Source organism: Aquibacillus sediminis (genome assembly GCF_005870085.1).
GTDB lineage: Bacteria > Bacillota > Bacilli > Bacillales > Amphibacillaceae > Aquibacillus_E > Aquibacillus_E sediminis.
Genome location: NZ_SZNM01000001.1, coordinates 64,962 through 91,257 on the forward strand (window position 1 = coordinate 64,962; position 26,296 = coordinate 91,257).

At 35.9% G+C, this 26,296-nt stretch carries 25 protein-coding genes; 3 read left to right on the top strand and 22 right to left on the bottom strand.

Going from position 1 to position 26,296, the window contains the following annotated elements; genetic code table 11:
* Window positions 1-184: 184 nt before the first annotated feature.
* On the bottom strand, window positions 185-379 hold the full coding sequence (locus FCI53_RS00285) for a hypothetical protein (protein ID WP_138414660.1): 195 nt from the start codon (window positions 377-379) through the stop codon (window positions 185-187).
* Between the two features lie 102 nt (window positions 380-481).
* Between FCI53_RS00285 and FCI53_RS00290 the strand changes: the two genes are divergently transcribed.
* Together FCI53_RS00290 and FCI53_RS00295 are read left to right on the top strand one after the other, a co-directional pair.
* On the top strand, window positions 482-595 hold the full coding sequence (locus tag FCI53_RS00290; RefSeq protein ID WP_138414661.1) for a small acid-soluble spore protein P: 114 nt from the start codon (window positions 482-484) through the stop codon (window positions 593-595).
* Window positions 596-888: 293 nt separating this feature from the next.
* A complete protein-coding gene (locus FCI53_RS00295; protein WP_138414663.1) occupies window positions 889-1,356 on the top strand; it encodes a DUF2621 family protein in 468 nt (155 codons plus the stop codon).
* Window positions 1,357-1,439: 83 nt separating this feature from the next.
* On the opposite strand, the gene FCI53_RS00300 is transcribed toward FCI53_RS00295, so the two are convergent.
* From FCI53_RS00300 to FCI53_RS00325, 6 genes are all read right to left on the bottom strand, one after another.
* On the bottom strand, window positions 1,440-1,931 hold the full coding sequence (locus tag FCI53_RS00300) for a CcdC family protein (RefSeq protein WP_138414665.1): 492 nt from the start codon (window positions 1,929-1,931) through the stop codon (window positions 1,440-1,442).
* 308 nt (window positions 1,932-2,239) lie between these two features.
* On the bottom strand, window positions 2,240-2,461 hold the full coding sequence (locus FCI53_RS00305) for a YneF family protein (protein WP_138414667.1): 222 nt from the start codon (window positions 2,459-2,461) through the stop codon (window positions 2,240-2,242).
* Between the two features lie 70 nt (window positions 2,462-2,531).
* On the bottom strand, window positions 2,532-2,963 hold the full coding sequence (gene sirA / locus FCI53_RS00310; protein WP_138414669.1) for a sporulation inhibitor of replication protein SirA: 432 nt from the start codon (window positions 2,961-2,963) through the stop codon (window positions 2,532-2,534).
* A gap of 207 nt (window positions 2,964-3,170) precedes the next feature.
* Window positions 3,171-5,174 carry a transketolase gene (tkt, locus tag FCI53_RS00315; protein ID WP_138414671.1) on the bottom strand — a complete coding sequence of 668 codons (2,004 nt, stop codon included), beginning with the start codon at window positions 5,172-5,174 and terminating at the stop codon, window positions 3,171-3,173.
* Between the two features lie 157 nt (window positions 5,175-5,331).
* The gene (locus FCI53_RS00320) at window positions 5,332-5,565 is read right to left on the bottom strand and encodes a DUF896 domain-containing protein (RefSeq protein WP_138414673.1); all 234 of its coding nucleotides are present in this window, start codon (window positions 5,563-5,565) and stop codon (window positions 5,332-5,334) included.
* Between the two features lie 259 nt (window positions 5,566-5,824).
* Window positions 5,825-6,472: a YneB family resolvase-like protein gene (locus tag FCI53_RS00325; protein WP_138414675.1), complete on the bottom strand. Its 648-nt coding sequence runs from the start codon at window positions 6,470-6,472 to the stop codon at window positions 5,825-5,827.
* A 293-nt stretch (window positions 6,473-6,765) separates the two neighbouring features.
* Here FCI53_RS00325 and lexA point away from each other — a divergent pair, with 293 nt between their 5' ends.
* A complete protein-coding gene (lexA, locus tag FCI53_RS00330) occupies window positions 6,766-7,389 on the top strand; it encodes a transcriptional repressor LexA (RefSeq protein WP_138415238.1) in 624 nt (207 codons plus the stop codon).
* A gap of 31 nt (window positions 7,390-7,420) precedes the next feature.
* On the opposite strand, the gene FCI53_RS00335 is transcribed toward lexA, so the two are convergent.
* From FCI53_RS00335 to FCI53_RS00405, 15 genes are all read right to left on the bottom strand, one after another.
* Window positions 7,421-8,113: an abortive infection system antitoxin AbiGi family protein gene (locus FCI53_RS00335; RefSeq protein ID WP_138414677.1), complete on the bottom strand. Its 693-nt coding sequence runs from the start codon at window positions 8,111-8,113 to the stop codon at window positions 7,421-7,423.
* A gap of 184 nt (window positions 8,114-8,297) precedes the next feature.
* Window positions 8,298-9,635: a type I glutamate--ammonia ligase gene (glnA, locus tag FCI53_RS00340; RefSeq protein WP_138414679.1), complete on the bottom strand. Its 1,338-nt coding sequence runs from the start codon at window positions 9,633-9,635 to the stop codon at window positions 8,298-8,300.
* 24 nt (window positions 9,636-9,659) lie between these two features.
* Entirely contained in the window at window positions 9,660-10,055 is a 396-nt protein-coding gene (locus FCI53_RS00345) for a MerR family transcriptional regulator (protein WP_138414681.1), read from the bottom strand.
* A 160-nt stretch (window positions 10,056-10,215) separates the two neighbouring features.
* The gene (locus FCI53_RS00350; protein ID WP_138414683.1) at window positions 10,216-11,463 is read right to left on the bottom strand and encodes a methionine gamma-lyase family protein; all 1,248 of its coding nucleotides are present in this window, start codon (window positions 11,461-11,463) and stop codon (window positions 10,216-10,218) included.
* 8 nt (window positions 11,464-11,471) lie between these two features.
* Window positions 11,472-12,707: a GTPase HflX gene (hflX, locus tag FCI53_RS00355; protein ID WP_138414686.1), complete on the bottom strand. Its 1,236-nt coding sequence runs from the start codon at window positions 12,705-12,707 to the stop codon at window positions 11,472-11,474.
* A gap of 304 nt (window positions 12,708-13,011) precedes the next feature.
* The gene (gene spoVK / locus FCI53_RS00360) at window positions 13,012-13,929 is read right to left on the bottom strand and encodes a stage V sporulation protein K (RefSeq protein ID WP_246049975.1); all 918 of its coding nucleotides are present in this window, start codon (window positions 13,927-13,929) and stop codon (window positions 13,012-13,014) included.
* A 705-nt stretch (window positions 13,930-14,634) separates the two neighbouring features.
* A complete protein-coding gene (gene hfq, locus FCI53_RS00365) occupies window positions 14,635-14,859 on the bottom strand; it encodes an RNA chaperone Hfq (protein ID WP_138414689.1) in 225 nt (74 codons plus the stop codon).
* 47 nt (window positions 14,860-14,906) lie between these two features.
* Complete coding sequence (gene miaA, locus FCI53_RS00370) at window positions 14,907-15,833, bottom strand: tRNA (adenosine(37)-N6)-dimethylallyltransferase MiaA (RefSeq protein ID WP_138414691.1); 927 nt, start codon at window positions 15,831-15,833, stop codon at window positions 14,907-14,909.
* A gap of 209 nt (window positions 15,834-16,042) precedes the next feature.
* Window positions 16,043-16,495, bottom strand: coding sequence for a Dps family protein (locus tag FCI53_RS00375; protein WP_138414693.1), 453 nt, complete (start codon window positions 16,493-16,495; stop codon window positions 16,043-16,045).
* A gap of 876 nt (window positions 16,496-17,371) precedes the next feature.
* Window positions 17,372-19,234 (bottom strand): DNA mismatch repair endonuclease MutL, encoded by a 1,863-nt coding sequence (mutL, locus tag FCI53_RS00380; protein ID WP_138414695.1) that lies wholly within the window; start codon window positions 19,232-19,234, stop codon window positions 17,372-17,374.
* A 12-nt stretch (window positions 19,235-19,246) separates the two neighbouring features.
* Complete coding sequence (gene mutS / locus FCI53_RS00385) at window positions 19,247-21,865, bottom strand: DNA mismatch repair protein MutS (RefSeq protein ID WP_138414697.1); 2,619 nt, start codon at window positions 21,863-21,865, stop codon at window positions 19,247-19,249.
* A 431-nt stretch (window positions 21,866-22,296) separates the two neighbouring features.
* Window positions 22,297-22,860, bottom strand: a complete 564-nt coding sequence (cotE, locus tag FCI53_RS00390) for an outer spore coat protein CotE (RefSeq protein ID WP_138414699.1) — start codon at window positions 22,858-22,860, stop codon at window positions 22,297-22,299.
* A 232-nt stretch (window positions 22,861-23,092) separates the two neighbouring features.
* On the bottom strand, window positions 23,093-23,518 hold the full coding sequence (locus FCI53_RS00395) for a YlbF/YmcA family competence regulator (RefSeq protein ID WP_138414701.1): 426 nt from the start codon (window positions 23,516-23,518) through the stop codon (window positions 23,093-23,095).
* Between the two features lies 1 nt (window position 23,519).
* Complete coding sequence (miaB, locus tag FCI53_RS00400) at window positions 23,520-25,097, bottom strand: tRNA (N6-isopentenyl adenosine(37)-C2)-methylthiotransferase MiaB (RefSeq protein WP_138414703.1); 1,578 nt, start codon at window positions 25,095-25,097, stop codon at window positions 23,520-23,522.
* Window positions 25,098-25,289: 192 nt separating this feature from the next.
* Window positions 25,290-26,264, bottom strand: a complete 975-nt coding sequence (locus tag FCI53_RS00405; RefSeq protein ID WP_342774151.1) for a dipeptidase — start codon at window positions 26,262-26,264, stop codon at window positions 25,290-25,292.
* Between the last annotated feature and the right edge of the window lie 32 nt (window positions 26,265-26,296).

The following is a 26,296-nucleotide window of genomic DNA, read 5'->3' on the forward strand; positions in this document are numbered from 1 at the left end:
CTCCGATCCTCCATCCCCGTTAGTTACGAGTTCCAACACTTATTTATTTTATATGAAATCGATTTATAAGTAAAATATTTCGACAGGTCTTAAACGAATTTTCATATTTATCTAAATATTCCCTTGCAAAAAATATAGCCTTACGGGATAAATGGGCCAAGAGCATATTTATGTTGTGTTTCAATTATTTATACATGAATGATTTTATTTCTTCTATTTTAGCTTTATAATCATGTAATTGTTCAGATTGATGTTGGTTCGCAGTTTGCAATGCCTGTTCAATTTGTCGTTCGGTTTCGATTATCTCATTATTAAGATGAGATAATTCACCATTAAAGTCAAGTTCATTCATTTTCGCTATCTCTATATCTTTACCCATTTGGATCCTCCTTTCACGGTTATTAGTCTTTACGTATGACCAATCTCCATTCATGCATAAACCGTTGTTTTAGTTAAAAAATAGAACAAAGGAGGAATGACAATGGCTAATAAAAAAAATAAAGAAAACAAACCAAACCAACCATTAAGCGGGTCTAAAAAAGTAAAAAATAGAAATCACAGCCGACAGAAAAAAGGTGCATCACACGATATGTAAAAAGCTAAACCGAAAGTGTTTAAGTACAGAGAAATTCGAACGATGGTTTTCCACGCTACAAAGCATTCGTTCGGATTTCTCTTTTTATTTTTTGTAATCGCAATCGCCGTTTTCATTAAGACGATGACTAGCTATAACTTCGATTCACTCATTGGTGGTTGATCGTAATAGCAAACAGTTTACACACGACTCTTTAGCCTACTTTCAAATTAAAAAAACAGAAATATTTCTTTTTTTGTCACCCTAATGTAAAATATGGATAAAAGATAGTAGAAGAATGAATAGGTGATCAAATGTCATTAGAATTTTCTGTTTTTATTATAATATGGACATTTATATTAATTACTCTCCTTGGTATTGGCGGCTTTTTTATGTTTCGAAAATTTCTAAAAAAACTACCAAAAGAAGATGGCAAGTCGATTATGGATTGGGAAGAATATTACATTGATAAAACACGATCTATGTGGGGAGAGTATGAAAAGATTCTGTTAGAAGAATTAATTTCTCCAGTACCAGAACTTTTTCGAGATGTTGCAAGACAAAAAATAGCAAGTAAAATTGGACAATTAGCATTAGAAAAGAAGCAAGAAAAAATAACCGAGGATGTATTAATTGAAGGGTACATCTTAGCTACACCGAAACGAGATCATAAGTTTTTAAAGAAGAAGTTGGAAGAAAAGAAAATCGACATCACACCATACATATCCCTTTTTGACGATGAAACTAAGGGTCCAACAAAACAAATGAACCAAAAATTCTAGTACTATGTTGTACACAAGTGATTAATAGAGCGTACACCTAAGAAACTAGCGCACGTAGAAAAAACCCTTTAAAAAGGGTTTTTTTAATAGGCTGGCGTTGACTTTGGATGGTTTTTTAATTGTCTCTCAAGCTTTTTAAACTTCAGAAGCATTGCTAATCTCCAAGATCCAATCATACCAAATGCTAGTACAAAAAACATTCCACTTGTTTCACCTAACGCGATCGATTGACTCAAAATTAATTTCAACCCAAGCCGAAAAATTAGTAGGCCAAACAATACAAAGATAAAAAGCTTAGAGGGGATTAAATAAATATTCCCATGTTTAATTTCAAATTTAGAAGTTTTAATTAATAAGACAGAGAATAAAACCCCTAGCCCAAACGCTTCTATTACTTGAAACCATGTAATTTGAAACATAGGAAATAAAAACATGAATGCACCAGTACTCATAAAAAGTGGTGGTAAGATGATCCTAGAAACACTTGTTGGCTTTCTGGATGCTTTAAGACGAATAATGATCATGATAGTAGCCATTATAAAACCAACAATCGTTGTTGCTATTGCCCAAAACATGGTATCAACTCTTTCTTATACTAATAGAGCTTCGATTAATACATGACCCTTGTCCTTCACTAACATTCGTTTTGTTCCATTGGCTGATCTTTTGAAATAGTCAAGACAAGTATAGTTAAAAAATTTTTTATCAAAATTACAAGCAATATGTGAATTAAAAAGATGACAAGTAAATGAACTAATATGGCATTCTATTTAAAAATTAGATATAACATATAAATCCCTTGTACTTAGTAAGAAACAAGGGATTTTCGTTGTGCAATGCTAAAGATTCATTTTTGAGACTAGCTTGTCCTATATGTCTATAATTATTTATCCTGCTGGTTATTCATTGCACGCATCATTTGATTGATTTTCTTTTGCGATGGTTTTTGACCCATTTGCATCATCATCGTTCTTAACATTTGCTCATTAATTGGTGGGTTCTTTTTTAGATAATTCATCATATACTTTCTAGCAATGAAGAATCCTAATGCGACACCAGCAATTAATGCTAAAATAGCAATTAAAACTACCCAAATCGTGCCCATGTGAGCTTTCCTCCTTCATGTTGTCTCTCATACAGTATAGTAAAACACGGAAAATATTACAATAGGGGGATTACAATAGAACTTCATTTTTCACTGGACTTACCCATCCAGAATTAGTAGAGTCTTTTTCAATAATAAAAAAACTAGGATGAAGACTTTTTAACGGTTGAAAAATAAGGTCATCCGCCTCTTCTAGAGAATGAGCGTGTATAGTAAAAAATCTCTTATGAAACGAAATCGTAACCGCTCTATTTCCTTTAATCATTTCCAATATTTCCCCCTTTATAATAACATCCAATTGTTGTTTATGAAAGCTTTTCACATGTTGCAATAGTAATTTATATGGAATTTCTTGTGTAATAAAGTCAAATTGATCTTTTAGTTGTTTATTGGTGTAACTAAAGGTTAAACACTCCGTTAAAAACCTACGAAGAATGTCTGATTTATAAAAATAATGATAGTGAAACTCATCTTTAATCCAAAAGGTAGAATATTGATGCATATGCTTGTCCTCCTTTGACTTTGACAAACATTATACATAAGTACCTTTGAATTTGTTGTCACAATACGTTGAAAATAACCTCAAGTTTTGTCCTATCATTAAAATATACCAGTTGTAAAAGTAACTAAATCAGACAAAAGCAATGATCATTAAAAAGCCAAAAAAAGAACCCTTGGAAAATTCCCAAGGGTTCTACTATAAACTATATTATTTTACTAGTGATTGTACATGGTTTACAACGTTTTCTACTGTGAATCCGTATTCTGCCATTACTTTATTCCCGTCAGCAGATGCACCGAAAGTATCAATACCTAGAACTTTTCCTTCATCACCTACAAAACGTTCCCAACCAAATGGAGAAGCCATTTCAATCGCTAAACGTTTCTTAACAGCAGATGGTAGTACTTGTTCTTTATAAGCATCATCTTGCTGTGCAAAACGATCCCATGAAGGCATGCTGACAACACTTACGTCAATGCCTTGATCTTTTAATTGTTCTTGTGCTTTTACAGCTAATTGAACTTCAGATCCGGTTGCTAGTAATAAAGCGTCCGCAGTTTCTTTAGAAGCTGGGCTTACAACATAAGCACCTTTCTTAACGCCTTCATAAGCATTTTTAGCCGTACCTTCAAGTGTAGGTAATCCTTGTCTTGTTAATACAAGTGCAGTAGGTGTTTGAGTTGATTCTAGTGCCAAACGCCATGCTGCTTGTACTTCATTAGCATCACCAGGTCTGATCACAGATAGGTTCGGCATTGCTCTAAATGCTGCTAGTTGTTCTACTGGTTCGTGTGTTGGACCATCTTCCCCAACTGCTATAGAGTCATGTGTTAATACATAAGTTACTGGTGCATTCTGTATTGCTGACAATCTTACAGCAGGACGTAGATAGTCACTAAACACGAAGAATGTACCGCCAAATACTTTAAGACCACCATGTAGAGCCATTCCGTTTAGTGCAGCTGCCATTGCAAATTCACGTACACCAAACCAGATATTTCTTCCAGCTGAATTTGTTTTCGAGAAGTCTCCAGCATCTTTTAACAGTGTCTTATTGGATCCAGCTAAATCGGCACTTCCACCAAATAGATTTGGCACAGACTTAGCAAGTGCATTTAGTACTTCTCCTGATGAAGCACGAGTTGCTAATGTATCTTTACCCGCTTCATACACTGGTAAGTCATTATCCCAATTTTCAGGAAGCTCACCATTAATCGCTTTAGTTAATTCTGCAGCTAGTTCTGCATGTTCTGCTTGGTATTTTTCATATAGTGAATTCCACTCAGCTTCTGTTTTTTGTCCGCGTTCAACAATTTTCGCATTAAAGTCCTGATACACTTCTTCAGGCACATGGAAGTCGTCATGTTCCCATTCATAAGATTCTTTAGTTAACTTAATTTCATCCGCTCCAAGCGGTGCACCGTGCGACGCGGAAGATCCAGCTTTATTAGGAGACCCGAAACCAATTACAGTTTTTACTTCAATTAATGTTGGTTGATCTACATTAGCTTTCGCTTGTTCTAAAGCCTTCGCAATTTCAGCCGTGTCATTTCCATCTTCAACTCGAATCACTTGCCATCCATAAGCTTTAAAACGATCTTCAACATTTTCTGAGAATGATTGGTCAAGTTCACCATCTAATGAAATGTCATTAGAATCATATAAAGCAATAAGTTTACCTAGGCCTAGATGACCTGCTAAAGAGGCAGCTTCATGAGAAATCCCTTCCATTAAATCACCATCACTCACTAGTGCATACGTAAAGTGGTCGACAACAGGAAAGTTCTCTTTATTATATTTACCTTCTAAATGTTTTTCTGCCATTGCCATACCAACGGACATCGCAATCCCTTGACCTAATGGACCTGTAGTAGCTTCTACTCCATCAGTATGGTGTACTTCAGGATGCCCTGGAGTTTTAGAACCCCACTGACGGAATCCTTTTAAATCATCCATTGTTACATTGTAACCAGAAAGATGTAACAAACTGTAAAGCAACATAGAGCCATGACCTGCAGATAATACAAAACGGTCTCTATTGAACCATTTTGAGTTTTTCGGATTATGGTTCATGAATTCTGTCCATAATGTATAAGCCATTGGAGCTGCACCCATTGGTAATCCTGGGTGACCTGAGTTTGCATTCTCAATCGCATCGATTGACAATGTTCTAATTGCATTGATTGACATCTGTGTTGTTTGATTCGACATCTGTATCCCCTTTCTTTTGTTCCACAATAGAATATGTACATATTCTATCCTATAATGAAAATCAATATTAAACAAGTAAATTTATACAAAAGTTTAGCTATCAAACAAATTTTTCACAAATTTTACAATTTATCACCCGGTGTTATAGAAAATACGATCAATGTAATTTATTTTTCTTCTGTAATTGTTTAACTTTCTCTGGTGTTACATCCTGGCCATTTGGATCGACAATTTTCATACCCTTAAACTGATTTTTAAAAGATTTACGAACATTTTTCAAATATTCTTGTCGTAGCTTTTGCTGTTCTTCTTTTTCCTCATTTGTTAATCCTTCTTGTTTAGCTTTATTAGCTAGTGTATTAATACGGTCAAGTTTATCTTTGCTTAACATTATAATTCTCCTTCTATAAAAAATAAGTAACAAACTTTAGGCACTATCCCAGTACACCTGTTCGTAAGACGCCAACTACAAAAAATAAAAAGAAACGGTGATGTTTAAGTGGGGGTATATTAACGATCATCACGGTTGGCCAACAATCGAGCGACCAAAACCAAAAACACACCCACTGAGTGACGTTTTCTCCTTATTGTTCCATAATAAAAAGACAACTATCCATTGGATACTTGTCTACTCATTTTATATGAATTCATCAGTTAGATTCAAGTGATGTATATTCTTTATATCGACGATGAACAGTTGCCTTTGAAACGGAATACCCCATACCTCTCAATGTGGCAGCTATTTCAGCAAATGTTAAATTGTTGGCTCGTAGTCGAACAACTTCTTCAATCGGAAATGTAATCCTTTCTCTACCTGATGCTTGGTCCTGGTTACTTAGATTTTTACTTGGATCAAATCCATTTTGCACCGCTTTTTTCATACCCCTCTTAATTTTTGCGTTATGAAGTTTCCTCTGATATTCTTCCACGATACTAACAATTTGCAAAACCATCGAGTCCGATTCAGACAATTGAAGTTGACCACTATGGGAATGGGTATATATGTAGACATTTAGTTTATTCAATTGATGTAACAAGGCGATTTTGGCATTCCCTCTCCCAAGTCTTGTTTCATCTTGAATCAATAAACAATCTGCTTTTTTTAAAGAAAAAGTATCCAACATTTGAAAAATGCCCTCACGTTCAACATCATAACCACTTTCTCGTTCTTCAATGATATCGATAACAGTCATAGAATTTCGATCTGCAAGTTCAAGCAACTCATTTCTCTGACGTTTCAATGATGAATATTGTTCTTGTTTATTCGTGCTGACACGACAATATATAATGGCTTTCATAACTAGTTCCTTCCTTATATTCTCAGCTCTATCTTAACTATTAACTAGTGAAAAGTACATGAATCCCAATGAAAAAATAAAAGCTACAACATAAAAGACATCCACTTTTGATAATTTTTGAAACATATATACCCTCCTCCAAAATAAGAACTATTGTTCCCGTCTAGTTAACTCTATTATAATATACGAACAAAGGTTCTTGTCAATAGTTTTTTTCGAACGAATGTTTGTATAATTATGGTAAGCATGCTATAATGTTGTTAATAAATAAATATGTACGAGGTGTGCCAATGATGACAAAACTATCAAAAAGGCAACAAGCAATTTTAGATTATATTAAGGAACAAGTAATCGATAAAGGTTACCCACCATCCGTAAGAGAAATTGGAGAAGCTGTAGGTTTAGCTTCCAGCTCTACCGTACATGGTCACCTATCCAGACTAGAAAAAAAAGGATATATTAGACGCGATCCAACTAAACCCAGAGCAATTGAAGTGTTAAACTTAGAAGAGGATAATTCGATTCCTATGGGAGAAGCTACCTATGCACCTGTAATCGGTAAAGTAACGGCTGGCTTACCTATAACTGCAGTTGAGAATATCGAGGAATATATTCCGTTACCGAACACCATAGCACAACCTGACGAGACTTTATTTGTCTTAGTAATTGACGGAGAAAGTATGATAGAAGCAGGAATACTAGATGGCGATATGGTCATTGTTAAACAACAACAAACAGCACAAAATGGTGAAATAGTAGTTGCAATGACGGAAGATGATGAAGCAACGGTAAAACGATTCTTCAAAGAAAAAGATCACATAAGATTACAACCAGAAAATTCAACTATGGATCCACTAATCTATCAAAATGTTTCTATTTTAGGAAAAGTAGTAGGACTTTATAGACATATTCATTAACACACAACCCGACCTTAGCGTCGGGTTGCGATTATACATTCTCAATTAAATCCCAGCTAAGCACACTAATGTTTTGATACCCACTTGCTCGCAAGTGATAATTTATCGCTTGCACCTCTTGTTTCGGAACTATAATAGCCTCTACTTCAGATGGATTAAACGCAAAGTCTTGTAAACACCGCCATTCTCTTTCACCGTAAAAGGATTGCTCATAGTTAGAAGCAAAACTCGTAATTTTTAAAAAGTTTAACAATGGATTTTCTTTTTTGATTCCAATTAATTCCCATAACATTGGTTTGTTGCGATCACCATCAGTTTCACTAAGCCTGCTTCTAATTTCTGGTCGGTTAAGACTTGCATAATATGGATCAATATATAAAACGGGATGGAAGTGCTTATGAATAATATCAGCATTAAAACCAATTGCGTAATCGCCATAATATTGTCGATGGTACACCAAATCATTCAGAGGAATATCACAAACAGAACAAAACATTTCCGTTTCGATCGATTCTGAAATTTTTTCCGTACATGTTGCTTTCAGTACTTTTGATGAAATGATGCTTTGTAAATTTTCCATAGCTTGTTGTGGTTGTTTTAATGTAGTGTTGTTTTTCACATCTTTCAGACAACGATAATGGTGCCATATAATATCACGTCCAATGGAAACTGGTCCACCAGTGAAATGCCAATATATATTTGAATAATATCTAGGTTTACTCATGCTAAACTCCCCTAGTCTTACATAATTTGCAACCACATGGATTGGTAAAATATACGAACACAACCATGATTCTGTTAGTATTTCCTTATATTGAGAAGTTTATGCTTCGATAGATCATTAGCACTTACAAAACAAAAACACTGTCCGTTATATAACGGACAGTGTTTTTGTTTTTCTAAAAGATTTAGTATTGCTGAATATATTGTTCACGTTCCCAAGGATGGACCTGACTGCGGAACATATCCCACTCAATTTCTTTTGCTTCGATAAAATGCTCAAATAAGTGTTCTCCTAACGCATTTACAATCACTGGGTCAGTTTTTAAATATTCCAATGCATCTGCTAATGTTGCAGGTAAATCTTGCACACCATTAGCTTCTCTTTCTTCCTTATCCATTACATAAATGTTACGGTCAACAGCAGTAGGTGCTTCTAGTTTGTTTTCAATTCCGTCAAGACCAGCAGCAAGTAATACAGACATAGCCATGTATGGATTTGCAGCTGGATCGACACTACGCACTTCAATTCTAGTACTTAAACCTCTAGAAGAAGGTACACGGATTAATGGACTTCTGTTTGAACCAGACCAAGCAACATAACATGGTGCTTCATACCCTGGTACCAGACGCTTAAAGGAGTTTACAGTTGGATTGGTAACTGCAGTAAAGCTTAAAGCGTGCTTAATGATACCTGCGATAAATTGATAAGCTGTTTGACTTAATTGTAATTCTCCACTTTCGTCAAGGAAAGTATTTTCTTTCCCTTTAAATAGAGACATGTTACAGTGCATTCCAGAACCATTTACACCAAACAGTGGTTTTGGCATGAAAGTAGCGTGCAAGCCATGTTGTCTAGCAATTGTTTTAACTACTAGTTTAAATGTTTGGATGTCATCTGCATGCTTGACGGCATCAGCGTATTTAAAGTCGATTTCATGCTGACCTGGCGCAACCTCGTGGTGGGACGCTTCTACTTCAAAGCCCATTTCTTCTAATTCTAATACAATATCACGACGGCAGTTTTCACCAAGATCTGTTGGTGCAAGGTCAAAGTAGCCACCTTTATCATTCAATTCTAATGAAGGTTCACCTTTTTCATCTAATTTGAATAAGAAGAATTCTGGTTCTGTACCAAGATTAAATGCTGTAAATCCAAGTTCTTCCATTTTCTTAAGGTTACGTTTCAAGTTATAACGAGGGCAACCTTCAAACGGTGTACCATCTGGATTATAGATATCGCAAATGAATCTAGCAACCTTCCCTTTTTCTGATGTCCAAGGGAATACTAAGAAAGTATCAAGATCTGGATATAAGATCATGTCTGACTCCTCGATACGAACAAAACCTTCAATCGATGAACCGTCAAATGCCATTTCATTGTTTAATGCTTTATCAAGCTGGCTTAGAGGAATTTCCACGTTTTTGATCGTTCCTAACATATCCGTAAACTGTAGACGGATAAACTTTACGTTTTCTTCCTCAATTCTCTTTTTAATTTCTTCTTGTGTAAATTTTGTCCCCATGATTTTCTCTCCCTTTTTATTATATTAACGGAAGAATCGTGATAATTCTCCCTGTCTTAACGAAGTTTTGCCTAATCGGCCCGAATGAACCAATTCTTTGTGTAGCAATTTTCTTAACTCTTTGTCTGTTAATTCAGGTTTCTTTTCCCCTTCATCCAACTCTTTCGTTGTAGGCAATTCTTTTATGTCCAGAACTTGCTTAATTCCAGCTAAATTAACCCCTTTGTCGATCAGTTCCTTAATTTCTAGTAAACGATCTACGTCGTTAAAAGAAAATAATCGCTGATTACCGTTTGTTCTAGTTGGATGTATCAGATTGTGCTCTTCATAGTAGCGAATTTGTCTTGCTGTTAGTTCAGTTAATGATTTTACAATACCAATGGAAAATAAGGGCATTGAACGTCTTTCTAAATCGTCCATGTGTTCCACCCCTTTCTTTTTCAATGTTTCCATAATTCTATTATACACACGGAAATATAATTGTCAACAGATGTGAGGTTAGTTCACATCAAAAAATTCAAAAAATTTTAGCGAAAAATATGGAGTTGTCATCCTAGTAAACAACTCCAATAAGTCACACTTATTCATTTAACTTAATGTATCCTTGTTCCTGTAAATGAGTAATAGCTTCTATTATTGCGATTTTTACATGCACGTATATTAATCCGCCTTGTACAAAAGCTGTAAATGGTGGGCGAATCGGTCCATCTGCAGTTAATTCCAAACTAGCACCTTGAATAAAGGTACCAGCAGCCATAATCACATCATTCTCATAACCTGGCATTGGTGCTGGGTATGGCGTCACATGAGCGTTTACGGGGGATGCCTTTTGCACAGCTTGGCAAAAAGCAACCATTTGTTCAGCTGTATTAAAATTAACGGATTGGATTAAGTCTGTGCGCTTATCTTGATAGGACGGTGATGTTTTAAAACCAAGTAAAGCTAACAAACGCGACGTAAAGACGGACCCCCGTAATGCCTCACTAACTGTATGTGGTGCCAAAAATAACCCTTGAAACATTTCCTGCAACATCCCAAGCGTTGCACCTGTTTCTTTTTCCAAACCAGGTGCAGTTAACCGATTAGCTGCTTGCCGGATATATTGTTGTCTACCAACAATATATCCTCCCGTACGAGCGATGCCACCACCTGGGTTTTTAATCAACGAGCCTGCTATTAGGTCCGCCCCTACATGAGTCGGTTCTATTGTTTCCACAAATTCACCATAACAATTATCTACAAAAACAATCATATTCGGATCAATCTCTTTAACAAATCGAATCATATCCGCAATTTCTTCTACAGTAAAAGATGGGCGATCATCATAGCCTTTGGAACGTTGAATTCCAATCACTTTCGTTTTTTTAGTTATTTTACGAGTTATTTCATTCCAGTTAATTTCACCTTTTTCAGTTAGATCAACCGCAGTAAAATCAATATGGTAGTCTTTTAATGAACCATTGTTATCACCACGAGTACCTACCACTTCTTCAAGTGTGTCATACGGTTTTCCAGTTATATACATTAATTCATCATGAGGTCGTAATAGTCCAAATAAACTAATCGTGATAGCGTGTGTCCCCGAGACGATTTGTGGTCGAACAAGTGCATCTTCAGCCCCAAACACCTCTGCATAAACTGCTTCTAAGGTTTCCCGTCCATAATCATCATACCCATATCCAGTGGTAGAGTTAAAGTGACTGTCACTAACTTTGTTATTCCGAAATGCATCTAGAACCCTTTTTTGATTTAGTTGAGCTACATTTTCAATCTGTTTAATTTGCGTTTCAATTTCTTTTTCTACTTGTTCCACTAATTGTTCCATCATCTATCTATTTACTGCTCCTTCATTTGGTATTTAAGAGGATGTTCAGGAGCAATATGTCCTTGAATGTCATATCCTTCCATACCTTCGTTGAATGTTTGTTCTTCAATAATCGTATTATGATTTAGTTGCTGTAATAATTTCCCATTAGATGCTGGCACAAACGTTTGATATCCCTCCCATTCTTCCGTTATAATATCCTCCATTTTCGCTAAAACCCTTCTATGGTCAATCGGATCATAAGCACTTATTGTTAGAGAAGGGTAAGCACTTGGAATGAAATCTTCTGATAATAAATCTTTTTTATTATAAACAGTTAATATCGGCAGTTTGTCTGCTTCTAATTCAGTTAACAATTGATTAACTGTTGCTTGATGTTGTTGGTGATCCGGATGTGAAGCATCTACCACATGAAGAATGAAGTCTGCCTCTGTTACTTCTTCTAAGGTAGAACGGAATGCTGCTATTAAAGTTGTTGGTAGATCTTGGATAAATCCAACTGTATCCGTAATAATAGCATCCAATCCACATGGAAGTTGTATGCTTCTTGACATCGGATCTAACGTAGCAAAAAGTTGATTTTCTTCTAATGATTGACTTTTTGTGATTCGATTAAAGAAGGTAGATTTTCCTGCATTGGTATAACCGACAATCGCTATTTGAAATGCTTTGTTCGCTTTGCGTCTTTTTCTGTATTGATTACGTTGATTTACAACCGTTTCTAGCTTTTTCTTAATGTCATCTATTCTTCGCCTTATATGCCTCCGGTCTGATTCGAGCTTTGTTTCCCCTGGACCACGCGTTCCAATACCACCACCAAGCCTTGATAACCCATGACCTTGTCCATGTAATCTTGGTAACATATATTGTAACTGCGCTAGCTCAACTTGTAATTTCCCTTCTTTGGTATTTGCTCTTTGGGCAAAAATATCAAGGATTAACTGACTCCGGTCAATCGTTCTTACCTGTAGACGATCAGCAATATTTCTTAATTGACTGGCTGTCAATTCATCATTTGATATAACCAAATCTATATCTAGTTCTTCTACATATTGTTCTATTTCTTGTAACTTCCCGTCCCCTAAGTATAAAGCTGAATGGATCCGGTCTCTTTTTTGCGTAATGATTTTCATTACATTTCCTTTAGCTGTTTCTGTTAATGATTGAAGTTCATCTAAGGAATAATGAAACCGCTCATCATCCTGATCTTGATGCTGAACAACAATTAACAATACTTTTTCTTCCATACTTAACCTTCTTTCATTATAGATCTAGTATATTTTTACCTGTGTTGTTATTTTTTGCGTAAACGCTATGTAATAATTATAACTTTTTTATTTGATTTTCACTAAGTGTATCCATTTCTTTAGCACTTCTAAACATTATCATTTTCTCGGGACATTAATTTATACAAAGGTTAAGTGTAACTAATAATTTCATTTTATCAGAAGCTATTAAAAAACGGAAATTTTGACTAGATTGGGGAAATAAAACAAAAAGGGTACATGAAGCTTACACCACATGCACCTAATTTCTGAAATAATGGATTTGCTATTTAAATGTCAGATCATTTTTGGTTATTAACATCAGTTCTTCCGTAGTATAGCTATTCTTTTTAATTAAACGAACAGCATGTTTGCGAATCGATTTTTCAATCGTATTTCTAATAAATCGAGCGTTTGAAAAATTTCGATCATGATACTTTTGCTTTTTTCGTACTAAGTAATCCCGTAATTTTGCTTCTGCGTCTTTAGTCAATTGATATTCCCGTTCCAAAGCCATCTGATTTGCTATTTGAATCAATTGTTCTACTGAGTAGTCTTCAAAGTCCATCACAATCGGAAAGCGCGAAGCCAAACCTGGGTTCAAGGATAGAAAATGATCCATTTCATTAGGATAACCCGCCAGAATCAGAATAAAATCGCCATGTTTATCCTCCATGTGTTTAACCAATGTATCTATTGCTTCCTTCCCAAAGTCTTTCTCTCCACCACGAGCTAATGAATAGGCTTCATCAACAAACAAAACACCACCCATCGCTTTCTCGATCAATTCACGTGTTTTTTGTGCGGTGTGGCCAATATACTCTCCTACAAGATCTGCACGTTCTGCCTCGATAAAATGACCCTTGGAAAGTACATTCATGTCATAAAATAAATCAGCAAGTTTTCTAGCAACCGTTGTCTTACCTGTTCCTGGATTCCCTTTAAATAACATGTGCAAAACTTGATTTTGTGTTTTCAGTCCAACTTGCTCTCTTCTTTGATTTATCTCAATGTTCGCATAAATTTCTCTAACCGTTTCTTTCAGGCGGTTCATTCCAATAAACGAGGAAAACTCTCGATCAATACGTTTAAATGGATCATTGCTATTGGTAAATTGTTCATTATTTTCAATAACTAGATTCTCTCGTTCATGTAGTACAATATTAATTTGACCGTTTTTATTTAAAGATACATGAGAACTCACGTCACCACCCCTTACACATCTCAGTATACGCATGAGATCATCATTTCGTGACATATGCCTAGCTATTTCTGCTGAAAAAAGAAAAAGATCGGGGCATTGATTAGTAATTACTGTTCCTTGATTTGTCATGTATTTCAATTTTATGACTTAGAAGGTGGAGGTTATGCTTGCAACCATTTTCACATTTAACAAAGTAGACCTATCCAAGGATACTTTGTTAGCTATGAACATAGGGGCGGGGCGCCCGGTTAGCGACGTACGTAATGCGCCTTCGCATCGCAGGTGGTTCAGCCTCGCAGGAGCGGCGGATTTGACCGAACATCCATTCCGCAGTAGATTAAGGCCATGGCCCTGCAAAAGGTGGAGACGTGAGTTGGCGCAAAATCCGCTTTTAGTCGACCTTCCTCTATGCTTGAATTGATATTGACTTATACAAAGATGTTCGACTAAGAACGTCACGTCCTGTGACAACGTCGAACTGACCTACTTTCTCGAAAAAGAAAATCGTTTTTTCTTCGTGCGAAGTTCCGCTGTCGTAGTTTTCCTTGTCCTGCAGGTACGAGGCGAGGGAAGTTGCGCTATAGCTTTAGCGCTTCACGGACGCGGCTTACAATGCTATTAGTAATCTACAACGTCACATTTTTATAATTTCCTTACAATAAAAAAAACGCAACTCTGGTAGCTGCGCTTTTAAAACTTATACAATTATTCCTTTTCTAATGTAACGTTCTTAACCGGTGCAAATGTTGAGATAGCATGTTTAAATATTAGTTGTTGTTTCCCATCTACATCAAATAAGACCGTAAAGTTATCGAACGCTTTAACAGTTCCTCTTAATTGAAAACCATTCGTTAAAAATATCGTCGTTTGAATACGTTCCTTACGAAGTTGATTTAAATATTGATCTTGAATATTTACCGATTGAGACATGCTCTTTCCTCCTCTTTTCTATCTATAATTAATAAATTCTAGATTTCTTATAGCTTTCCTGCAAGATCCTGTAAAATAATTTCAAACTTCTGATTCTTTGTTTCGGGTGTGATGGAGTACCAGTCAACATCCATTTTATTTTTAAACCATGTATACTGTCTTTTCGCATACCTTCTTGAGTTTCTCTTAAGCAATTCTACACATTCACTTAACGATTGCTCTCCTTTAATATAAGGGAGTAATTCCTTATATCCAATCGCCTTCATTGATTGAGCATGTTCTAATCCTTGGTCATACAATGCTTTCACTTCTTCTAACAAGCCATGTTCTAACATGAGATCTACACGTTGATTTATTCGTTCATATAGCAACGCTCTATTCATTTCTAGCCCTATCAAAACAGGTTGATAGATAGACTCTTGCTGTTGTTGCTCATGAAGCTCTGTCATCGTAATTCCTGTACGGTCATATACCTCTAATGCTCGAATTACACGACGAATATTATTTGGATGAATTCTCTTTGCTTGATATGGATCTATTTGTTCTAGCCTTTTAAAGACATGCTCAATTCCTTTTTGCTCTATTTCCTTTTCTATTTGATTTTGATAAAAGTCATCCCTTTTTTTATCGGTAAAATTGTAATCATATAACACCGATTGAATATAAAGTCCTGTTCCACCTGCAATAATCGGCAAACGATTTTTATTTGAAATCGAAGTCACAGCTTGGCGAACATGAGATTGAAAATCAGCAACCGAAAACGGTTGATCCGGTTCCAGAATATCGAGCATATGATGGATAATCCCTTGTTGTTCTTTATATGTAATCTTAGCTGTACCAATATCCATCCCTTTGTATATTTGCATCGAATCTCCACTAATTACCTCACCATTGAAACGCTTCGCAATTTCAACACTTAAACTTGTTTTACCTACTGCTGTAGGTCCAACTACAGCAACAACAGTTTGTTTCATTCTAATTCCCCATTATGTCAAATTCTGGTTCTATTATACATTAACCAGTAAAATAAGCAATGAATGACGAAAAGGCTGTTTGTAAAAACAGCCTTTTTCCATATGTTTTGAATTAATAATTTGCAAATTATCATTATATACTAACTACTGAATCCATCACTTTCGCAGATCACAAATGTAAGCTCATTAGCTTGAGGGGTTGCACTTTTTTATTCATAAGCAATGTAAGCACGCAACATCCAAACATGTTTTTCTAATCGTCCTCGTATTTCTGTTAGCATATCAGCAGTAGGTTGGTCATTCAATTCTTCCGCTAATGGAATTCCTGTTTCCTTCATTTCCTTAATCATTGTCACATAATCTTCAGAAAGCTGATGAATCATTTCATTTTCTTTGTCATCCGCCTGCGCTTCATGAATCGTTGCTTCTTTAATGTACTTGTGCATCGTCGCCAGTGGCTTTCCATCAATAGCTAGAATTCGTTCTGCCACTTCATCAAGATCTTCTGCCGCTTCGTCATACAACTCTTCAAATTTTTCATGTAATTTAAAGAAATGTCTACCTTGAATAAACCAGTGGTATCGATGTAATTTAATATAAAGAACTGCAAAATTTGATAATTCTTGATTTAAAAAATTAACAAGTTTCTGATTATCCGGCATCAAGCACCAATCCTTTCCTTAACTCTCCTTTCTATATTTTGTTGTTAATGGTGAATTATACATTCATAATTACTTTTAAAAATATGTATCCAGGAATAGTTATGTAAACAAAACTCTTTAATAAAAGATGCTTGTAACTACATATAAGCTATATTATACGACAAAACCTTGCTTTCTTTTGCTCACTCTTAATAATGTGAGTACTTGAATGTCGCTACGGAAATACACCTACACTTTCCGTGGGTGGCTGATGAGTCTCCTTGAAAATAAAGAACAATTTTCTGCGTGCGATGTAACGCTGCCGTAGCCTTCCTTGTCCTCGTTCGTTCCTCACTGCGGGGTCTCACCGATGATAAATTAAGGACAACAGGCTAAAACCGTCCTTGTCGGACAACGCCTGCATGACCCTCGTCGGGCCTCAGGAGTCTCCTGTGTATTTCCTCCGCTTTTTCAAGTACTCTGAAGTTTTATAGTGCTTTGCATTATAAAAATCATATGCTATATCTTTTTTATGATAATTAGCATGTTATAACATAACCTTACAGTAAATTCTTTATTTTTTAATTTATAGATTGCATCTATCACTAATCAGAAAACTTATATCAGCGAAGGCAGAATACGGAGACTCCTGCGGGAAAAGCACGAGTCTGAAGACCCCGCAGCGTGGTTTTCGCGAGGAGGCTGAAGCCGTGCCCGCGGAAAGCGTAGTATTCTGCCGTAGCGATGGTATAACACTTATTCCAACCAGAATAATAGAAAGCAAACTACAAGGTTATGTCGTATAATATAGCAAATACGCAATAATATCCGATAATGCTATTAACAGAAGGGTAAAAAAAACGTCCACTTTCGCATATAGCAAAAGCGGACGTTCATCTACATCACTCGCTTAAACAGTTTTTCCATTTCATATTCTGAAAAATGAATTATAATTGGTCGACCGTGTGGACATGTGAACGGATCAGTCGATTTTCTTAAATCTTCTAATAGACGGAACATATCATCATGATTTAAATAATGATTAGCTTTGATCGATCGTTTACATGACATGAGAATTGCAGCATCTTCACGTAGTTTATAAAGATCCACTTTTCCTTCCATAATAACTTGTTCGACAATTTCTCGAATAACTTCCTCTTCAAATCCTTTAGGAAACCATTGCGGGTGGGAACGAATAACAAAGGTCTGTTCACCAAATGCCTCAAAAAACAAACCTATTTTTTGTAATTGTTCAAGATATTGCTCAATCATTAAAGCTTCCTGTTTTGAAAAGTCAAAGGTTATTGGTAATAATAATTCCTGTACCTCATTCGGTACTTCCCCTATTTTATCTCTAAAAAATTCATATTTAATTCGCTCCTGAGCAGCATGTTGGTCTATGATATACAAGCCATTTTCATTTTGCGCTAAGATATAAGTCCCATGGTGTTGTCCTATAGGATACATAACAGGAATACGATTCACCGAATCTACTTGTTCCTTTTCGTCTGGAATATTAGCGCTAGCTTGATTGACAGGTTCAGGATCTTCAACAAGTGCTTGATTTGAATAATTAGACTCTAAGACAGCATTTTGCGCTGAGACAAAAGCATCTTCTTCCATTTGTTTATCCTCATGCGTTTGAAAACCATCATTTATTGATGTATGAAAAACTGGATTCTTCTTTGGTTCCGTTTGATAAAATTCTATTGCTGCTTGTTCGGATTGTTCTTTAGGACGACTCGGAGCTTTTGTTTCTGCTCCTGAGGGTATTAGTGTTTCTTTCCGAAAAGCATTTCGGATCGTTGTTTCTACTGCTTCAAACAACTCTTTCTCTTTACTAAAGCGAACTTCTAGTTTAGATGGATGTACATTTACATCAACCAGGATTGGATCCATTTCGATCGATAACACCACAATTGGACTACGACCGATTGGAAGAAGTGTATGGTAACCATTCTGAATCGCCTTATTTAGGGCAATGCTTTTAATAAATCGTCCATTAATAATAGTTGAAATATAATTTCTTGAAGCCCTTGTTACTTCAGGCTTTGCAATATAGCCTTTTATAGAGAAATCCAAGGTTTCGTATTCAACAGGAACCATTTTTTTAGCAATATTCATCCCGTATACTTGCGCAATTATTTGCAATAAGTCGCCCCGACCTGATGATTTAAACAGTTGTTTTCCATTATGATACACCTCAAACCGAACCATTGGATGTGATAACGCCATACGGTTTAATACATCTGTAATATGACCCAATTCTGTATGAATAGTTTTCATATACTTTAGCCGAGCAGGGGTATTAAAAAATAAATCCTCGACAACTATTTCTGTTCCTTGTCTTGCATCACTTTTAGTCTTAGCTTTTACTTTACCACCTTCAAGCTCCATTAAAGTGCCTGCTTCATCTCCTGTAGATGTCTTTAGTGTTAGACGACTAACAGCAGCAATACTCGCCAAAGCTTCTCCTCTAAATCCTAACGTTTGTACATGAAATAAGTCATTTTCATTTTTAATTTTACTTGTAGCATGACGTAAGAAAGACCGTTCGCAGTCGTCCTCTGTCATGCCGTCTCCATTATCGACAATTTTTATTTGTTGAAGTCCCGCTTCTTCCACTTCAACTTTTACCCATGTACTATTCGCATCAATGCTGTTCTCCACCAACTCTTTGACTACAGATGCTGGACGTTCAACCACCTCACCTGCAGCAATTTTATTCGCGAGCGAGTCTGGCATCTGAAAAATCTTCATCTACTACTCCCCCTAGTTGCGACTTGCTTTTTTCTGTAGTTTATATAATTGATTCATCGCTTCCATTGGTGTCATTTCCATCAAGTTCAATTTTTGTAATTCACAAACAAGTTTATCTTCATTTTTAGATGTTGCTTTTTTATCACTTGTTTCAGTTACAAAAAGGGACAACTGCTGGTCTGCTTGTTGTTGTTCTTCTGTTTTGTTTCCTTCAACTATCTGCTGGTTTCCTGCTGTTTGTGTATGTTTGGTTTGTGTTCCTTCAAATTGTGCCAAGATTTTCGTTGCCCGTTCGATTAGTTCTTCTGGCAACTCAGCTAACTTAGCAACATGAATCCCATAACTTTCATCTGCAGCTCCATCTTGGATTTGGTGTAAAAAGACAACATTCCCTTGGTATTCCTCTGCACGCACATGGACATTTTTTAATTTGGCTAATGATTCATCAAGACTTGTTAATTCATGATAATGGGTAGAAAATAATGTTTTAGCATGCACGTGTTCATGAATGTATTCAATAATTGCTTGCGCCAAAGCCATCCCATCATACGTGCTTGTACCACGACCAATTTCATCTAACAAGATTAAACTCTTATCTGTAGCATTCGTAATCGCATGTTTTGCCTCTAACATTTCTACCATAAACGTACTCTGCCCTGAAACAAGATCATCGGCAGCACCGATTCTTGTAAATATTTGATCAAACACCGGTAATTCTGCTTGTTCACACGGAACAAAACAGCCGATTTGTGCCATTATCGCGGTTAATGCTACCTGCCTCATATACGTACTTTTACCAGACATATTTGGGCCCGTAATCAATAAAATGTCTGAATCCTCGTTCATGACAACATCATTAGGAACAAACGAACCGTCTTTCATTACTTGTTCCACTACAGGGTGTCGCCCCTTGAAGACCGAAACTGATCGATTATCATTTAAACTTGGGCGTGTATAATCATTCGCTTCACTTACAGTAGCAAATCCTTGCAGAACATCAATTTCACTTATTTTATCAGCTAACTGTTGTAACTGAGGAATAAACGCTTTTACTTGCTCTCTTAACTCAACGAATAGATCGTATTCCAACTCCACACTTTTTTCTTCCGCTTCAAGGATTAATGATTCCTTTTCTTTTAACTCCGGCGTAATATACCGTTCCGCATTGGTTAAGGTTTGTTTCCGTTCATATTTCCCTTCTGGTAGCAAGTGTAAGTTTGCTTTTGTTACTTCAATATAATAGCCAAACACTCGATTATATCCAATTTTTAATGATTTAATATTTGTTTCTTGTTTCTCTTTTTGTTCCAGTTCGGCAATCCATTGTTTTCCATTTCTAGATGCATCACGGTAGTCATCAAGTTGACCATGAAAACCGTCTTTGATGATGCCTCCTTCTTTAATCGTAAGTGGAGGTTCTTCTACTAAACTATTATCCAATAAATCGTATAAATTCGTTAAAGGATCGATCCCATCACTTAGCTCCCGTACATGTTCACTAGTAAATTCAGTTAATAATTGTATAACCGCTGGAATTTTATCAAGTGAATGTTTCAATTGGATTAAATCCCTTGCATTCACATTCCCAAAAGCAACTCGTCCAGATAAACGTTCCAAATCATAGATGGCTTTTAATTGTTCTCTTAAATTTTCACGCTCAAAAAATTGTTCTATAAAACCATCAACAACTTTATAACGTTGTTCAATTGATCTTCTATTTAATAATGGACGTTCAAGCCATTTTTTTAATTTCCGTGCTCCCATAGCCGTAACTGTTTGATCAATTACCCACAACAGACTTCCTTGCTTTCCTTTTCTCAAAATCGTTTCTGTTAATTCTAAGTTACGTTTGGAGTACATATCTAATGACATGAATTGATGTAACTCAATCTTTTGTGCCGGTTTCAAGTGATCGAGTGATCGTTTTTGTGTTGCCTGAATATAATTAAGCATTCTTCCAAAAGCAGTAACTAATTTCTGTTCTGGCAAATCTGCTATCAGATAGTGAAATTCATCGGTTATCTCTGTTTCATTTTGAAATGATAAAGTAACTTGTAATCTTTCTTGCAACTCCAGCTGGTAATGCTCGGGTAATTCGGGTGAAATGACAATTTCTTTTACGGGGCGATTAAATAGTTCACTTAAAACAGCTCCCCACCCATTCTCTATCATCGCGATACTTGTTTCTCCGGTTGATAAATCTGTATAGGTGATCACAAATATCTGTTCGGAAAAGTCTGTTATGCTTGCTAGATAATTATTTTCCTTTTCATCAAGCATACCACCTTCCATTACAGTTCCAGGTGTAATCAATTGTACAACTTCTCGTTTCACAACCCCTTTTGCTTGCTTTGGATCCTCTACTTGTTCACAAATTGCGACTTTATAGCCTTTTTCCACTAATGTTTTAATATAATTTTCGGATGAATGATAAGGAATCCCACACATTGGTATCCGTTCTTTATCACCTCCATCACGACTTGTTAATGTAATCTCTAATTCTCTTGATGCAGCAATTGCATCATCAAAAAACATTTCATAAAAATCTCCTAAGCGAAAAAACAAAAAACAATCTTGGTAGACTGCTTTTATCTTCAAGTATTGCTCCATCATAGGTGTGTATTTTGCCATATTCATTTCCTCCAACACGTTCCATAATCTATTTACCTATTATATCATAGGAAACCTGTCAATATTAATCGAATACCGTTAAAAATTGCAGAGTTGTGGTGGAACATTTTTCTTTTATAACCAACAGTGCTGGATAATTCCAACAATTACTCTTATAGAGTGGTTTGTCACAATAATAACTACCCGACCCCGACGTGATTTTTATGTACAATGACCCTTTTCGATTAGAATTGAATATCGACTATCGCTTCAGTAGAATACACCGATTTCCACGGGCACACACGATGTTGGTCACGCAAGCGTTGTCGCGTGTCCATAGCGTATGTAGCATACGTTCTTTAATTGAGCTACACTAAACTAAATAAGAAGGTTAAGAAGGTAAAGTGCTAATAAAAAACGAGTACGAATTAAAATTCGCACTCGCCTATCAGTTACTCTTCTTCCACTTTTGCAAGAAAATCAGGATCTACATCATCAAATTCATCATCAGATAGTTCAAAATCCCAATCATCGTCATCTGCTACTGTGCCGTGTGGATCAACCTTAACCGTTACTTTTGTTTCACCAATTACTTCTACAAGGAATTCTCTTTCTACCTCTACTTGGATTTTGTGGCCATGGCTGGAGATGTTGCACTCCAAGCAATTCGGCTGTTGAATTACCTTAGCAAATACCTCTACATCATCACCTAGTGTTTGCTCATCTTTAACAGAAAGCTTAATATAATCCGTGTAATGAACACGTTCGGTCACTACTTCTGTTTTTGTATTATCGTTGTATGAATACCAAATATTCACATCATAGCTACCATTTACTTCAACGATGTCATCACCTTTTTTCTTAGCATTGTATAAGTGGTTGATGACCCAGCAACCTAGAATGCTTGATGGTCTATGTGATGGTGTAATCGTATTTGTGTCCTGAGTGAATTTCCGCCCTTTACCAATAACTGCTTTTGTAATAATTTCACGATATTCTTGATCAAGAAAAGACATAACAACTAAAACCTCCTCTTTTTTTCATAGTCATTTTATGCAGGATATCTACCTAAAGTGAATATGAAGTTTCTCTGTTTTATAGCTTAGACCAGCTAAGGTTCTAGTTCATCCTATGCAACAGCCTATCAAAATGTACGAATATCACAAAAATTAATTTTAAAAAGAGTATGGCAAGACAAAAAAACTGGTGATAAGGTTGCTAACCTCATACACCAGTTTTTTATAGACGTTAATGCCCACAGGAACTTCCACTTACTTTTGAACCTGTTTGACCAGCTAAAACATCACCATCTGTCGAACGAATCACTTCATTTGTTACTTCCCTAGCAATTGTATTGGAAACAAGTTGTAATAAGTCATTAATTTCCACTTGTGAATCCTTAAATTCTTGAACAATTGGAATTTCATCAATTTCTTGTTGCAAACGGTCAATTTCAGCATCAACCTTTTTTTGTGCTTCTTTTTTGCCATAAGCTTGAAAATTAACGGCCTGCTTTTGTAGTGTTTTAATCTTCGTGATCAAACTTTGAATTTTTTGGTTCTTATTTAACTTGGCCTCTAATTGTTTAAAACGATCGATTTCTTCGATGTTCGCCACCATATTTGCCAGTTTGTGTGCTTCATCGATTACTTGTTTACGCGTATATTCCGCCATCTTATTTCACCTCTGCAGCATGCTCCACCATTTCACCATCAAGTGACCAGGTTTTTGCATTTGTTATTTTAACATCAACAATTTCACCAATTATTGATTTTGGACCTCTAAAGTTTACTAATTTATTTCTTTCTGTGTAGCCGGATAAAACATCTGGATTTTTCTTACTTTCGCCTTCAACTAAAACCTTGACTGTTTGTCCTTCGTATTTTGCCATTGCTTCTGCAGATTGCTTATTAATTAATTTATTTAATCGTTGCAAGCGTTCTTTCTTCACTTCCATCGGAACATTGTCTTCCCACCGCGCTGCAGGTGTTCCTTCTCTTGGAGAATAAATAAAGGTAAACGCACTTTCAAATCCAACTTCTTCCACTAATGAAAGTGTTTCTTCAAACTGCTCATCTGTTTCATTAGGGAAACCAACAATAATATCAGTTGTTAATGTTGCATTTGGCATTGCGGTTCTAATTTGACGAACAAGATCTAAATATCTTTCTCGTGTATATCTTCTGGCCATCACTCTTAATACCTCTGAACTACCCGATTGTACTGGCAAGTGAATGTGATCCAGTAAGTTTCCGCCTTTAGCTAATACTTCTACCAATCGTTCATCGAAATCTTTTGGATGAGAAGTTGTGAAACGAACTCTTGGAATATCAATTTTACGGATTTCATCCATCAAATCACCTAATCCATAATCGATATCTAAATCTTTTCCATAAGCATTCACGTTTTGACCTAGTAATGTTACTTCTTTATAGCCTTGTGCAGCCAAGTGACGAACTTCTTGGATAATATCTTCTGGCTTACGACTACGCTCTTTCCCACGTGTATATGGAACAATACAGTAGGTGCAGAACTTGTCACAACCATACATAATATTCACCCAAGCTTTGATCTTTCCTTTACGTTGTTTCGGAAGGTTTTCAATAATATCTCCTTCTTTAGACCATACCTCAACAACCATTTCTTTGCCAAACATTGCTTCTTGAAGTAATTTCGGTAGACGGTGGATATTATGGGTTCCAAAAATCAAGTCAATAAATGGATGCTTTTTCAAGATACGGTTAACAACCGATTCTTCTTGTGACATACACCCACATACACCGATGACTAAATCTGGGTTTTCTAGTTTTAAAGGTTTTAAGTGACCAATTTCTCCAAACACTTTATTCTCTGCATTTTCTCGAATAGCACATGTGTTCAGTAAGATGACATCTGCTTCATTGGTATCATCTGTCGATTCATAACCTAAATCCGTTAACAGGCCAGCCATGACCTCTGTATCGTGTTCATTCATTTGACAGCCATATGTACGAATTAAAAATTTCTTCCCTTTGCCAATTCCTTTCATATTGTCAGGGACAGCATAATCATAATGAATTTCCACATCTTCTCTTCTGCGTTTTTTCGCTTTTTTTAAGTTTGGAGGTTCATAAGTTGTTTGAAAATACTTGTTAATTAATGCTTCTGAGTCTGTGTTCTGAATTCGTTCTAGATTTGAATCCGTCTCAGATTTTATGTCTGATGGATCCATTTGTTTTATCTGATTGGCTTGTTTTCGCTGTTGTTCATTCATAACGAAATCTCCTTCCTCTGTTCATTTCATAGGTATGTCCCGAGCCAAGTTCATTGAAACCTGACCATAGCATTCCATTAAAACATTATACCAACTATTCCCTATAAAAATAAAGAACTTATACATAATTATATGGGAGATTGTCTATAAACACAAAAGATTTCTGTTTGTTTGAGACGACAATAAAAAACATTATGACGATCTTTGTCTAGGAAACTTATTTACAAAGTTTTGATAACTTATTTTGGAAACAATCTCATCAGTCAATACACTTCTCAATTGTTGGATAAAGTGATTGTAATCCATATGGTCATATAACGCTTTAACAAATGTGTCCGTACCATCAAAATCAGAACCTAAACCTAAACAATTTTCAGCACCTCTTGCTATAAAATAGTTCACATGTCTAAGTACATCTGAAATGGTTGCTTGATCTGCATCCGTTAAAAAGTATGGAACAAACGTAACTCCGATCCAACCATCTTTTTGAATCATTGCTTCAATTTGTTTGTCATCTAAATTTCGATGATGGGGCGCAATTGCTACTGCATTTGAATGGGAGGCAATTGGGTATTTTGCTAGTTTCATGACATCAAAGAATCCTTGATAAGATAAATGGGAAACATCTGTCCAAATCTGTTCGTCATTTAATAAATGGATGACTTCTTCACCGAAAGCACTTAATCCAGCACCCCTTTTCTCACCAATACCATCACAAACTGCATTTGCTTGATTCCATGTAAGTCCGACGGCCCTAACTCCTAGTCGAATTAATGTTTTAAGTTTGGTGAGGTCATGTCCAATTGGATGGCATCCTTCTAATGTTAGAATTGCCCCCTTTTCATGTTCATCTAACTCTAATAAATCCTGTTTGGATGAGATAAATTTAATATCATCATACGGTTTAATGATTTGTTCAAAAAATAAGTCAACCATCTCGAGTGCTGCACGAAATTGGCTTTCCTCTGGTACATCATCTGGGACAAAGATTGCAAAACATTGTACTTTAACAGAACTAGACTTCCATTTTTTGTAATTCACTTGTAACTCTGGACTTGATTCAAAAGAAGCATCATTTGCCCACATTTTTAATAGTGCATCGCAGTGTGCATCAATAATCATGTTCGTCACCTTACTTCCGTTTACTAGTAATCTATTAATCAGCAAAAAAAACCTGCTTGCAAATGCAAACAGGAGGC

Coding starts and splice junctions, on each gene's coding strand:
- FCI53_RS00285 (WP_138414660.1), bottom strand. CDS start 379: ATGGGTAAAGATATAGAGATAGCGAAAATGAATGAACTTGACTTTAAT.
- FCI53_RS00290 (WP_138414661.1), top strand. CDS start 482: ATGGCTAATAAAAAAAATAAAGAAAACAAACCAAACCAACCATTAAGC.
- FCI53_RS00295 (WP_138414663.1), top strand. CDS start 889: ATGTCATTAGAATTTTCTGTTTTTATTATAATATGGACATTTATATTA.
- FCI53_RS00300 (WP_138414665.1), bottom strand. CDS start 1,931: ATGTTTTGGGCAATAGCAACAACGATTGTTGGTTTTATAATGGCTACT.
- FCI53_RS00305 (WP_138414667.1), bottom strand. CDS start 2,461: ATGGGCACGATTTGGGTAGTTTTAATTGCTATTTTAGCATTAATTGCT.
- sirA (WP_138414669.1), bottom strand. CDS start 2,963: ATGCATCAATATTCTACCTTTTGGATTAAAGATGAGTTTCACTATCAT.
- tkt (WP_138414671.1), bottom strand. CDS start 5,174: ATGTCGAATCAAACAACACAGATGTCAATCAATGCAATTAGAACATTG.
- FCI53_RS00320 (WP_138414673.1), bottom strand. CDS start 5,565: ATGTTAAGCAAAGATAAACTTGACCGTATTAATACACTAGCTAATAAA.
- FCI53_RS00325 (WP_138414675.1), bottom strand. CDS start 6,472: ATGAAAGCCATTATATATTGTCGTGTCAGCACGAATAAACAAGAACAA.
- lexA (WP_138415238.1), top strand. CDS start 6,766: ATGACAAAACTATCAAAAAGGCAACAAGCAATTTTAGATTATATTAAG.
- FCI53_RS00335 (WP_138414677.1), bottom strand. CDS start 8,113: ATGAGTAAACCTAGATATTATTCAAATATATATTGGCATTTCACTGGT.
- glnA (WP_138414679.1), bottom strand. CDS start 9,635: ATGGGGACAAAATTTACACAAGAAGAAATTAAAAAGAGAATTGAGGAA.
- FCI53_RS00345 (WP_138414681.1), bottom strand. CDS start 10,055: ATGGACGATTTAGAAAGACGTTCAATGCCCTTATTTTCCATTGGTATT.
- FCI53_RS00350 (WP_138414683.1), bottom strand. CDS start 11,463: ATGATGGAACAATTAGTGGAACAAGTAGAAAAAGAAATTGAAACGCAA.
- hflX (WP_138414686.1), bottom strand. CDS start 12,707: ATGGAAGAAAAAGTATTGTTAATTGTTGTTCAGCATCAAGATCAGGAT.
- hfq (WP_138414689.1), bottom strand. CDS start 14,859: ATGTCTCAATCGGTAAATATTCAAGATCAATATTTAAATCAACTTCGT.
- miaA (WP_138414691.1), bottom strand. CDS start 15,833: ATGAAACAAACTGTTGTTGCTGTAGTTGGACCTACAGCAGTAGGTAAA.
- FCI53_RS00375 (WP_138414693.1), bottom strand. CDS start 16,495: ATGCCGGATAATCAGAAACTTGTTAATTTTTTAAATCAAGAATTATCA.
- mutL (WP_138414695.1), bottom strand. CDS start 19,234: ATGAAGATTTTTCAGATGCCAGACTCGCTCGCGAATAAAATTGCTGCA.
- mutS (WP_138414697.1), bottom strand. CDS start 21,865: ATGGCAAAATACACACCTATGATGGAGCAATACTTGAAGATAAAAGCA.
- cotE (WP_138414699.1), bottom strand. CDS start 22,860: ATGTCTTTTCTTGATCAAGAATATCGTGAAATTATTACAAAAGCAGTT.
- FCI53_RS00395 (WP_138414701.1), bottom strand. CDS start 23,518: ATGGCGGAATATACGCGTAAACAAGTAATCGATGAAGCACACAAACTG.
- miaB (WP_138414703.1), bottom strand. CDS start 25,097: ATGAATGAACAACAGCGAAAACAAGCCAATCAGATAAAACAAATGGAT.